Raw genomic sequence first — 12,264 nt, 5'->3', positions numbered from 1 at the left:
ATTACGCGCCTCTTAGCGTAGCTTTCAGCGTGCGTAGCTTTTCATCGATGCTCGCTAGACTGGCTTCAATTTGGGCTAGCCAATCGCTGCTTACGAATAGGCAAGGTTGATGAGAGGCAAAAAGGCGTCGCTGCTCGCTCAGCGTATTTTCGATCTGTTGGATTTTCTCCTGTATATCGGCAGGAATATCTCCATTTTTTTTACCTGGCAGCGAAAGCATGGTGGTTTGATAGCTAACATCCCGTATTTGTAGCTGGTGCTTGTCGTCGAGAGTGATATCAATCGGCAAAGCAAAACCAATGCCGTTAAGCTTGGCGCGGAATTCCCCGCCTTTTTGTAACCAGCGCGAGAGATCGCCTGAGTCGGTAACGATATGAGTCACCTGCATATCATGAATTTTTAACGGCTTGAACAGCATTAAGGTAACTTTACCGACGGGGAAATCATCCGGCAGAGAGTGCGCCTGTTTACGGTTAAACAGCCCTGTTTTCACCGGTAGCGTCATGGCCTGTTGCTGGCTTTGTTCTTGTTGAGACTGAAGCCAACTCGCTTCAGTTTGTTGTAACTGTAGTAGTAGGCTTTGTTGTTGATAAGCCTGATCGGTCAACATTTGTTGAATCTGCTGGTTAAGCATCTGGCGAGAGGCGAAATCATGCCATAGACAGTCTTTCAGCAAAATCAGGTCAAGCGGGGCCAGTTCGGTGCGGCCGCTAAAGAAAGCACAGGCTTGAAGAAGACGCAGCGCCTTTTTCCAACGACGGTCAGAAATGTAGGGGGCATCGTCTAAGATATTGATTCGTTGTCGCAGCTGATAGATGAGCTCAAAGCAGTGGGTCGAGAGCGCGACTTTGCCGATCTGTGGCTGCCAGGCATGAAACTCTTCGTCAGAAATGCTCAATGCCTCAGGGACTGGGTTTGCGTTCTCATCTTGGCTGCTGGTGATTAGGGCACGGAAGTTCTGCTTCTCTTGCACCTTATCTAGCCATAAACGAATAAGCATACGGTCATAGAGCGCTTCTAAGCTGCTGTCTGACTCAGGTAACTCATTCGATGCAGTGACTAACAGGCGCATTGGAATGGCTTCTTCACTGTCCCCATTTCTAAAACGGCGCTCGTTAATGGCAGTCAGAAGCGTATTCAGGATAGCGGGGCCCGCTTTCCAAATTTCATCTAAGAAAACAATTTCAGCTTCGGGCAAATAGCCGTGGGTTAAGCGTAGGTAACGCCCCTCGTCTTTCAGCGCCTGAATTGATAATGGGCCAAATACTTCTTCTGGGGTGGAGAAGCGGGTCATGAGATATTCAAAAGCGCGTGCATGGCGAAATGCAAATTTTAAACGGCGAGCGATAAGGCTTTTTGCAATCCCCGGAGGGCCGAGTAAAAATACGCTTTCACCGCATAGGGCGGCTAGTAAACAGAGCCGTATGGCCTCTTGTCGTTCGTAAAGTCCATTTTCCAAAGCATGGCTTAATCGCGAAATACGTTCGGCCAATTGGCTAGATTGCGTCATAATAGTCCCATTCATAACAAGGATTGTTTTGTTTTATCGACTTCTTGGAGCGTTGACCAGCTTTATTTCATTGCTTAGCTTGTTGATTTTTTTAAAGCTTTCTAAGCTTGTTATATGCCGGTTTTCACAGGCTCAGTCATATTTCCTTTAATCTAAATAGTAGGAAATTGTGCTGATTTATGCATACTGTGCGTTTTTTATGAGCGCTCGGTCTGTCAGTACGCGCATCGCTTATAGATGTTCCAGCAAAAGAAACAAGTTATGAGTTCAGAGCATAAACGTTCATTAACGACAGTCACACTGGCCGCTATCGGCGTAGTGTATGGCGATATAGGTACAAGCCCTTTATATACCTTACGCGAGTGTTTTTCTGGTCACTACGGTTTTAATGTTGAACCAGAAATTGTATTTGGTTTTCTCTCACTGATTTTCTGGATGCAGATCCTCATTGTATCCCTTAAATACCTGACTTTCGTCATGCGTGCAGATAACGCGGGTGAAGGTGGGATATTAACCCTGATGTCATTAGCGGGGCGTAATACAGCGCCTAAAGTGACGGCGATTTTAGTGATCTTGGGGTTAATAGGCGGCAGCTTCTTCTATGGAGAAGTGGTGATTACGCCTGCAATTTCAGTGATGTCAGCGATAGAAGGCCTTGAGATAGCGGCGCCGTCGCTTGATCCGTACATTGTTCCTCTTTCTATACTGGTTCTTACCATTCTGTTTTTCATTCAAAAACATGGTACGGGAAGTATTGGTAAACTCTTTGCGCCGGTGATGGTGCTATGGTTCCTGACGCTGGCCATTCTTGGTGCGCGCAGCATCATGGACAATCCCGCGGTGCTGACGGCATTAAATCCCAAATGGGCGATTGGGTTCTTCGTTGAACATCGTTCCATGGCGTTCTTTGCGCTGGGGGCAGTTGTATTGTCTATTACCGGCGTTGAAGCGCTGTATGCCGACATGGGACACTTCGGTAAGAAGCCTATTCGTTTGGCATGGTTCTTCTTTGTCATTCCATCGCTGATCCTGAACTATTTTGGGCAAGGTGCATTACTGCTGAAAAACCCTGAAGCGATCAAAAACCCGTTCTTCTTATTAGCACCCGATTGGGCATTAATCCCGCTTCTTGTTTTGGCGACCTTTGCGACCGTTATTGCCTCGCAGGCCGTTATCTCAGGCGTATTCTCCTTAACTCGCCAAGCTGTTCGCTTGGGTTATCTCCCTCCGATGCGAATTATTCATACGTCGGATATGGAAGCTGGGCAGATATACATTCCTGCGATTAACTGGGCGCTGTATATCTCCGTGGTGATTGTGATTGCCAGCTTTGAACACTCCAGTAATCTGGCCGCGGCCTACGGTATCGCGGTAACAGGCACCATGGTATTAACCAGTATTCTCAGCTGTACCGTGGCGGTGAAAAACTGGCACTGGAACCGCTTCGTGGTGATGATCCTGATTGCTGGACTGCTATGCATGGACATACCGCTATTTACCGCCAATGCCCTGAAGTTCTTCTCGGGTGGTTGGTTGCCGCTTGCCCTTGGTCTGGTGATGTTTATCATCATGACGACATGGAAAAGCGAGCGTTTCCGTTTGTTACGCCGCTTGCATGAACACGGTAATTCTCTGGAAGCGATGATTGCATCGCTAGAGAAATCACCGCCAGTGCGTGTGCTAGGAACGGCTGTATATATGTCGCGTGCGATGAACGTTATTCCTTTCGCGTTGCTGCATAACCTGAAACATAACAAGGTGCTGCATGAGCGAGTGATCTTACTGACGCTCCGTACGGAAGATGCACCTTATGTGCACAACGTTCGTCGTGTGACCATTGAGCAGCTTTCCCCTACTTTCTGGCGTGTCGTTGCTAGCTATGGCTTTAAAGAAACGCCAAACGTGGAGGAGATCTTCCATCGTTGCGGATTAGAAGGCCTGCCGTGCCGAATGATGGAAACATCGTTCTTCATGTCACACGAATCACTGATCTTAGGCAAACGACCTTGGTATCTGAAAGCGCGTGGCAAACTGTTTATGGCATTAAGCCGAAATGCGCTACAGGCTGCTGACCAATTTGAGATCCCGCCAAACCGCGTGATTGAGCTTGGAACACAGGTGGAAATTTAGATCGATTGGTGAAAGGTTCCGTACGCCTATTAATAGCACATACCCTCGCGGCATTTGTGTTGGCGTACGGGCAGGGGCGCCAGCGTGCGCCCCTTGTATCCTCGCGCTTTTTTCCGAGATGGTATTTCCGCAAGGTTTGGGATGCGCATCCCTGCGCTCCCAAACGCCGACGAGACTTCCTTGTCTCGTCGGCTCTCCCTACCAAGACTTAAACGCTGAAAATAATAAGCAGCTTCAGCCTCGCCTAGATGCTTATATCCGCTGAAACGCTTCTGCTATCGAAACGTTTCGATAGCGATCACAAATCTCAACTTTAGTAGTTGCCAGTCATTCATTAGCACCTAGAATTCTTACAAGCGAAACGTTTCGCTGATGGAGCAGAAAATGAAAAAAGGCACCTTACTCAATTCCGAGATTTCTTATCTCATCTCTCGTTTAGGTCATACCGACGCCATTGTGGTGGGTGATGCAGGGCTTCCGATCCCTGATTCAACTCAACGTATCGATTTGGCGTTAACCCACGGTGTTCCTAGTTTTCTTCAGGTTGTGGGTGTGATTACACAAGAAATGCAGGTTGAAAAAGCGGTTATTGCGCAAGAGATGCCGGGCAAAAACGCCGAAATCCATCAGCAGTTATTAGCTAATTTGAAACAACTAGAACAACACCAGGGAAATACCATCACGGTGGAGTATGTCAGCCATGAGCAATTTAAAGTGCTGAGCTCTACCAGTAAGGCAGTGATTCGCAGCGGAGAGTGTTCTCCGTATGCGAATGTGCTGCTTTATTCTGGCGTAACCTTCTGAGGCCGCTATGCAACCGTTATTAGCTTTAAAAGGCATTGATAAAAGCTTTCCCGGCGTTAAAGCTCTATCTGGTGCTGCGCTAAATGTTTACCCCGGACGTGTCATGGCGTTAGTGGGGGAAAACGGCGCGGGTAAGTCCACCATGATGAAGGTTCTTACCGGTATCTATCAAAAAGATGCGGGCACCCAAAACTTCCTCGGAAAAGAAGTCACATTTAACGGCCCTAAATCTTCTCAGGAAGCGGGTATCGGCATCATCCATCAAGAGCTCAACCTCATTCCACAACTCACCATTGCCGAGAATATTTTCTTAGGTCGTGAGTTTGTGAATCGCTTGGGCTGTATTGATTGGAAAAAAATGTATGCCGAAGCGGACAAATTGCTGGCTCGCCTCAATATCAGCTACAGCAGCCATCGGCTGGTGGGCGATTTATCCATTGGCGATCAGCAAATGGTCGAAATTGCTAAGGTGCTGAGCTTCGAATCCAAAGTTATCATCATGGACGAGCCTACCGATGCGCTGACAGACACCGAAACCGAGTCCCTGTTTAAAGTGATTCGGGAACTGAAGGCCGAAGGTCGTGGCATTGTTTATATCTCCCATCGTCTAAAAGAAATCTTTGAAATTTGCGATGACGTCACGATTTTCCGTGACGGTCAGTTCATTGCTGAACGCCCGGTTAGTGAGCTGCAAGAAGATTCACTGATTGAGATGATGGTTGGCCGCAAATTGGAAGAACAGTACCCGCGTTTGAATCAGCCACGTGGTGAATTACGTTTGCAGGTAAAAGGCTTGTATGGGCCTGGCGTTGAAAACGTCAGTTTCGATCTGTATCGCGGCGAGATTCTCGGTGTTTCTGGCCTGATGGGCGCAGGGCGTACCGAATTAATGAAAATTCTGTACGGTGCGTTACCGCGCAAACAGGGTTTTGTCACGCTGGATGGGCGTGAGGTGGTTACACACTCACCGCAGGATGGTTTGGCAAACGGCATTGTTTATATTTCTGAAGACCGTAAACGTGATGGTTTAGTGTTGGGAATGTCGGTGAAAGAGAATATGTCTCTTACCGCATTGCGCTATTTCAGCCGAGCGAATGGTTCTCTAAAGCATGCTGAAGAACAGGAAGCCGTAAGCGATTTTATGCGCCTGTTTAATGTGAAAACACCGTCGATGGATCAACCGATTGGTTTGCTCTCCGGCGGTAATCAGCAAAAAGTGGCGATAGCCCGCGGGCTGATGACGCGTCCGAAAGTGCTGATTCTTGATGAGCCAACGCGTGGCGTCGATGTCGGGGCTAAAAAAGAGATTTACCAACTTATTAACCAGTTCAAGCAAGAAGGGCTAAGCATCATTTTGGTCTCCTCTGAAATGCCAGAAGTACTTGGTATGAGTGACCGTATTCTGGTGATGCATGATGGCCACCTCAGTGGGGAATTCCCAATTGAACAGGCAACCCAAGAAGTGCTGATGGCAGCCGCCGTTGGCAAGCAATACGGCGTGAAGCAGGAGTAATCGCAGATGAACACCCAGACAACCCAGAAGCAAGGTGGGTTTAGTAAAGATCAGTTAAAAACATTATTGCTGGAGCAAAAGTCGCTGATCGCCCTGCTGGTGCTGATTGCGGTTGTATCCTCAATGAGCCCTAATTTCTTTACGCTCAATAACCTCTTCAACATTTTGCAGCAAACATCGGTCAACGCCATTATGGCGGTGGGGATGACGCTGGTGATCCTAACATCGGGCATTGATTTATCCGTCGGATCGTTGCTAGCGATCACCGGTGCCGTTGCCGCTTCTATTGTTGGGCTTGAGGTTAACGCCTTTGTTGCCGTATTTGCTGCTCTGGCACTCGGCGCCGCTATCGGTGGATGTACGGGGGTTATTGTCGCCAAAGGCAAAGTGCAGGCCTTTATCGCAACGCTGGTGATGATGCTGTTGTTGCGCGGTGTGACCATGGTCTATACCAACGGAAGCCCAATAAACACCGGCTTCTCGGACGCGGCAGATCTGTTTGGTTGGTTCGGTATTGGCCGCCCTCTAGGGATCCCAACCCCAATCTGGTTGATGGTGATTGTGTTCGCTCTAGCATGGTACATGCTGCATCACACGCGCCTTGGCCGCTATATCTATGCGTTGGGTGGTAATGAGTCGGCAACCCGCCTGTCAGGTATTAGCGTTGACCGTGTAAAAATTATTGTTTATTCGCTGTGTGGTTTGCTCTCTGCTCTGGCCGGTGTTATCGAGGTTGCTCGTCTTTCCTCAGCACAGCCAACGGCGGGTACAGGCTATGAGTTAGATGCTATTGCCGCCGTTGTACTGGGAGGAACCAGTTTAGCGGGTGGTAAAGGCCGCATTATGGGGACATTGATCGGCGCATTGATCTTAGGTTTCCTGAATAATGGTCTGAACTTACTGGGTGTTTCGTCTTACTACCAAATGATCGTTAAAGCAGTGGTTATCTTGCTGGCGGTTCTGGTAGACAACAAAAGCAACAAATAATCTCCCCTACAGGAAACGACGATAATGAATATGAAAAAACTGGCAACACTGATCTCCGCTGCGGCTTTAAGTGCAACTCTGAGCGCAAATGCGATGGCGCAAGACACTATCGCGCTGGTGGTATCCACGCTGAATAACCCGTTCTTTGTTTCCATGAAAGACGGTGCGCAGAAAGAAGCCGATAAATTAGGCTACAAGCTGGTGATTTTGGATTCTCAGAATAACCCAGCGAAAGAGCTGGCTAACGTACAGGATTTAACCGTACGTGGCACCAAACTGATGCTGATTAACCCAACCGACTCTGATGCGGTAGGTAATGCGATTCTGATGGCTAATCAGGCCAAAATTCCGGTTATTACTTTGGACCGTGCGGCGAATAAAGGCGTTGTGGTAAGCCATATCGCTTCTGATAACGCTGCGGGTGGTAAGGCCGCGGGTGAGTTTATCGCCAAGAAATTGGGCGATAATGCCAAAGTTATTCAGTTAGAAGGTATTGCGGGAACGTCAGCCGCGCGTGAACGTGGCGAAGGTTTCAAGCAAGCGCAGGAAGAACACAAATTCAATATGCTGGCCAGCCAGCCTGCTGACTTTGACCGTACCAAGGGCTTGAACGTTATGCAGAACCTGCTAACGGCACATCCACAGGTACAAGCGGTGTTTGCACAGAACGATGAAATGGCTTTAGGCGCACTGCGTGCGTTGCAAACTGCGGGTAAAGCTGATGTGCTGGTGGTTGGTTTTGACGGCACCGCAGACGGTGTGAAAGCGGTTCAGCGCGGCAAACTGGGCGCAACTGTTGCTCAACAGCCTGAGCAAATTGGCGTGATTGGCGTAGAAACAGCAGATAAAGTATTGAAAGGCGAAAAAGTGCCAGCCAATATTCCTGTTGAGCTGAAACTGGTTACTGAGTAATACCGTTACCTAGTAATACAATCGCGCCGCTGCAGGTTCCCTGTGGTGGCGTACATTTAAGGGATTGAGCAAGATGCAAAAAGGCAAACTGGTGGTATTGGGCAGTATTAATGCTGATCATATCCTAAATATCGAGCATTTCCCGCGTCCGGGAGAAACCGTTTTAGGTCAGCAGTATAAAGTGGCTTTTGGTGGTAAAGGCGCTAACCAAGCGGTAGCTGCCGGTCGTAGCGGTGCCGATATTTCCTTTATTGCGTGCGTCGGTCAGGATGACATCGGTGAACGTATTCGCCAGCAACTCTCTAGCGATAGTATCAATACTCAAGCCATCGAAGCTATTGACGGTGAAACCACCGGCGTCGCACTGATTTTTGTTAATCAGGAAGGAGAGAACGTGATTGGGATTAGCGCGGGCGCTAACGCCGCGGTAACACCTGATTACTTATCTAAGCATCAAAAGTTGATTGAAGATGCCGATGCATTGCTCATGCAGCTAGAGTCGCCGCTAGAAACGGTTATGGCTGCGGCTCAGTTAGCACGTAAGCATAATACTCAGGTTATTTTGAATCCGGCACCGGCTCGCGAACTGCCTGATGACTTACTCGCTAATATTGACGTCATCACGCCCAATGAGACAGAAGCTGAAAAGCTAACGGGTATTACAATTAAAGACGATGCGAGTGCTCAGCGGGCTGCTGAAGTTCTGCATCAAAAAGGGATAAAAACCGTGTTGATTACCTTGGGAAGCCGAGGCGTATGGCTGAGCCAAAATCAACAAGGTAAAACGATTCCAGGGTTTAAAGTAAAAGCCGTTGATACTATCGCTGCGGGCGATACATTTAACGGTGCTTTAGTAACAGCGTTGCTGGAAGGCACTGAAATTAACGCCGCGGTGCGTTTTGCTCATGCCGCCGCCGCCATCGCCGTGACGCGTGAAGGCGCTCAACCTTCCGTTCCTTGGCGCAAAGAGATCGATTCTTTTCTCCAGTCACACTAAGAGTCGCAGTATTAGGAGTAGCTCTGAGTGACCACCATGAAAGACGTCGCCCGCTTAGCGGGCGTATCAACCTCAACAGTTTCTCATGTCATCAATAACAACCGCTTTGTCAGCGACAGCGTGCGTGACAAAGTGTTGTCTGCGGTACAAGAGCTTAACTACGCCCCTTCAGCATTGGCACGCAGTTTAAAGCTAAATCAAACTCGAACCATCGGCATGCTGGTGACAACCAGTAACAACCCCTTCTTCGCTGAAGTGGTACGCGGCGTTGAGCGCAGCTGTTACGAGCGCGGCTATAGTTTGATTTTATGTAATACCGAAGGCGATTTAGCTCGTATGAATCAGAGCCTTGAAACTCTGCTACAAAAGCGAGTTGATGGGCTATTGATGATGTGCACCGAAAGCTATCGTCCTGCGCGCGAAATGCTTAGCCGATATCCATCGCTTCCCACTGTGATGATGGACTGGGCCGTCTTTGATGGTCCGAATGATGTTATTCAAGACAACTCGTTTCTCGGCGGGAAAATTGCGACACGTCATCTGTTAGATAGAGGCTATACCAAGATTGCCTGTATTGCGGGGCCAAAAGATAAAACGCCGGCTTGGGAGCGTTTGGAAGGCTACCGTTATGAAATGCAGCAGGCAGGCATTGCGATCCCTGATGAATACGTAATATTTGGTGATTTTGAATTTTCTGGCGGTGTTGATGCCATGAATCAGCTGCTTGCTCTACCAGAACCGCCGCATGCTGTTTTCACGGGGAATGATGCTATGGCGGTTGGGGTCTATCAGGCGTTGTACCGAGCAGGGCTTAAGGTTGGTTGCGATGTGGCTGTGGTCGGCTACGACGATATCGAAATGTCGCAATATCTTTCTCCGCCGTTAACCACCATTCACCAGCCCAAAGATGAGCTGGGTGAATTGGCAGTCGATACGCTTTTACATCGCCTTATGAATCTTGATCTCGAACCGCAAACTCTGGTTTTAACACCAGAGTTAATGGTTAGGGATTCTGTTGGGCAGATTTAGCCCCACGACTTTTTCTACGCAGCTGCGCTTTACGCCCTTTGATAAGGGAATCGCCATCGGTAGGGCGCAACATTAAGAAGATCAACGCAGAGAAAATGGTGACTACGCCCATAGTAATAAAGGTGTAGTGGAAGTGATCGACTAGTGAGCCAAATGACAGGGAGTCATAGAATCTCAACACGGCAGCGCTGACTGCGACCCCAAAGCTAATAGATAGTTGCTGGGTTACCGCGAGAACACTATTCCCCGCGCTGGCGTTTTTATCCGTTAAATCGCCCAGCGAAATGGTGTTCATCGATGTGAACTGCGTCGACATCACCATCCCTAGCAAGAATAACGGCAAAACTAGCATCCATAACGGCATGTCAGGATCTTGCAGTGAAAACTGCGCAATCATCACCCCAATAATCATCGTTACGCAGACCAACGTTTTACGATAGCCAAATCGGCGTAATACGCCGGTTACGGTTGACTTAGCAATGATCGAACCTATCGCGGTTGGCGCCATCATGCAGCCAGCAATAATGGCTGAGTATCCAAAACCGACCTGCAACATTAATGGCATTAAGAACGGGATACATCCCGTACCCAATCGGGAAGCTACGTTACCTACGATACCGATGGAGAATGTCCGCGTTTTGAAGAGCGGTAAATCAATTAGCGGCTGCGGATGGCGACGAGCATGCAGAACATAGGTAAATAGAAGCGCAACACCAGCGAATAGAATCAGCCACGCATAGATAACTGGCAGCACGTTCTCGCCAAAAAGCTCCATACCGGTAGAAAGACAAACCAGACTTACCCCAAAAATTAAGAAGCCAATATAGTCGAAGCGTCGGGTTGGGGTCTTGAAATCAGGCATATAGCGGCGGGCGTAAAAAATACCTGCAACACCGATAGGAATATTGATTAGGAATATCCAATGCCAAGTTGCCACCGTGACTAGCCAACCGCCGAGCATAGGTCCGACTACCGGCCCGATCAGCCCTGGCATCGTGACAAAGTTTAAGACCGGCAATAATTCACTGCGAGGGTAGGCACGCAGTAGTGCTAATCGCGCAACCGGCATCATCATTGCGCCGCCAATGCCTTGAAGCACGCGTGAGCAGACTAGCATCGTCAGGGAGCCTGACAATGCACAGGAGAGAGAACCCAGTGAGAACAGAGAAACCGCGAAGATAAACACTTTGCGGGTACCAAATCTATCTGCAACCCACCCGCTGACGGGGATTAACATCGCAACCGTCAGCGTATAGCTGATAATGGCAGATTGCATGGCCAGCGGGGAGCGATCCAAACTACGCGCAATAGAGGGAATAGCTGTATTCAGAATGGTTGCGTCTAAGGCTTGCATGAAAAAAGCCATGGCGGCAATCCAAGGTAAGCCAGCCATACTACGGGCAGTTTTTGTCATAGGTATACCGTTTAGTCGTGTTTTTGTCCTAGCAGAGCCTGACAGGAAATAAATGCATCCATACTGTTTCCAGTCAAAATTGCATCAACAATAGCCTGATGAAGACTGAGCTTTATAACTTCATCACCGGTGATTGCGCGGAAATAGCTTTGGTAAACGGAACTGAATAGGTTGGCGAATGATGTTAGGAAAGGATTCGCACTGGCCTTATAGATAAGCTGGTGGAATTGAACGTCTACTTTGATCCAGCGCTCGCGGTCAAAGCGGTTATTCAATTCGCGCATCTCTTCCATTAATGTATTGAGTTCAGCTTTCTGCTCTTTTGAGGCATGGAGCGCCGCTAATAGGCAGGCCTGTGGTTCTAGTGCATGGCGTAGAACTAAAAAGTGTTCTTTTACATGCTCGAAATTCTCACGGGTTAGCCACCAAGTTAATAACTCCTGATCTAAGAAGTTCCAGTTACTACTTGGCATAACACGAGTACCAATTCTTGGGCGAGGCAATACCATCCCTTTAGCTGCCAGCATTTTTACTGCTTCACGAACGGCAGTACGGCTGACACCATAAATATCTCCAAGCTCGAGCTCCCCCGGCAGGATGCTGCCTGCCTTATATTCTCCAGAGAGAATACGCTGACCGATCTTTTCTGCTAAGAGATAAGAAAGGTTGCGTTGTGCAGCTTGTTGTTGTGCGTTGAGTTGCATGGCTTTAGGTCCTATCTGGCATAATTACCTTTGTTTCACTCTTATTTTATCCTACAAAAGCAAACCGCAATGTCTTTATTCGGTTAAAAGTGGCGCGTATTTTACGTTTTTTAAGCTTAATGTTGAAATATTATGCATTCAGAAAGTTTTATGAAATAAACACTTGTCACCTGCTGAGAAGTCCCTATAATGCGCCACCACTGACCGGGAATAACGATGCAAACATCGCTTGGACAGCAAGAAGATTTAATGAGTTATGCAGTT

At 48.3% G+C, this 12,264-nt stretch carries 10 protein-coding genes; 7 read left to right on the top strand and 3 right to left on the bottom strand.

Annotated features, from left to right (window positions below; translation table 11 throughout):
* Window position 1: 1 nt before the first annotated feature.
* On the bottom strand, window positions 2-1,510 hold the full coding sequence (ravA, locus tag U0008_RS21645) for an ATPase RavA (protein WP_043489942.1): 1,509 nt from the start codon (window positions 1,508-1,510) through the stop codon (window positions 2-4).
* A 261-nt stretch (window positions 1,511-1,771) separates the two neighbouring features.
* Here ravA and kup point away from each other — a divergent pair, with 261 nt between their 5' ends.
* From kup to rbsR, 7 genes are all read left to right on the top strand, one after another.
* Window positions 1,772-3,640 (top strand): low affinity potassium transporter Kup, encoded by a 1,869-nt coding sequence (gene kup / locus U0008_RS21640; protein ID WP_043489939.1) that lies wholly within the window; start codon window positions 1,772-1,774, stop codon window positions 3,638-3,640.
* A gap of 384 nt (window positions 3,641-4,024) precedes the next feature.
* On the top strand, window positions 4,025-4,444 hold the full coding sequence (rbsD, locus tag U0008_RS21635; protein ID WP_040045296.1) for a D-ribose pyranase: 420 nt from the start codon (window positions 4,025-4,027) through the stop codon (window positions 4,442-4,444).
* A 7-nt stretch (window positions 4,445-4,451) separates the two neighbouring features.
* Window positions 4,452-5,957, top strand: a complete 1,506-nt coding sequence (gene rbsA / locus U0008_RS21630) for a ribose ABC transporter ATP-binding protein RbsA (protein ID WP_025797421.1) — start codon at window positions 4,452-4,454, stop codon at window positions 5,955-5,957.
* A gap of 6 nt (window positions 5,958-5,963) precedes the next feature.
* On the top strand, window positions 5,964-6,944 hold the full coding sequence (gene rbsC, locus U0008_RS21625) for a ribose ABC transporter permease (RefSeq protein WP_025797422.1): 981 nt from the start codon (window positions 5,964-5,966) through the stop codon (window positions 6,942-6,944).
* Between the two features lie 24 nt (window positions 6,945-6,968).
* A complete protein-coding gene (gene rbsB / locus U0008_RS21620) occupies window positions 6,969-7,856 on the top strand; it encodes a ribose ABC transporter substrate-binding protein RbsB (RefSeq protein ID WP_025797424.1) in 888 nt (295 codons plus the stop codon).
* 73 nt (window positions 7,857-7,929) lie between these two features.
* A complete protein-coding gene (gene rbsK, locus U0008_RS21615) occupies window positions 7,930-8,853 on the top strand; it encodes a ribokinase (protein ID WP_025797426.1) in 924 nt (307 codons plus the stop codon).
* A 27-nt stretch (window positions 8,854-8,880) separates the two neighbouring features.
* Window positions 8,881-9,882: a ribose operon transcriptional repressor RbsR gene (gene rbsR / locus U0008_RS21610; protein WP_043489935.1), complete on the top strand. Its 1,002-nt coding sequence runs from the start codon at window positions 8,881-8,883 to the stop codon at window positions 9,880-9,882.
* Here the strand turns inward: rbsR and mdtD are convergent.
* Together mdtD and U0008_RS21600 are read right to left on the bottom strand one after the other, a co-directional pair.
* On the bottom strand, window positions 9,857-11,296 hold the full coding sequence (gene mdtD / locus U0008_RS21605; protein WP_043489933.1) for a multidrug transporter subunit MdtD: 1,440 nt from the start codon (window positions 11,294-11,296) through the stop codon (window positions 9,857-9,859). The genes rbsR and mdtD overlap by 26 nt on opposite strands.
* Before the next feature lie 11 nt (window positions 11,297-11,307).
* Complete coding sequence (locus U0008_RS21600; protein WP_043489930.1) at window positions 11,308-12,000, bottom strand: FadR/GntR family transcriptional regulator; 693 nt, start codon at window positions 11,998-12,000, stop codon at window positions 11,308-11,310.
* Between the last annotated feature and the right edge of the window lie 264 nt (window positions 12,001-12,264).

It is taken from the genome of Hafnia alvei, from assembly GCF_034424155.1.
Taxonomy (GTDB): Bacteria; Pseudomonadota; Gammaproteobacteria; order Enterobacterales; family Enterobacteriaceae; genus Hafnia; species Hafnia alvei.
Note: the sequence above shows the minus strand (reverse complement) of the source record. Positions and strands in the feature narration are given on the sequence as shown.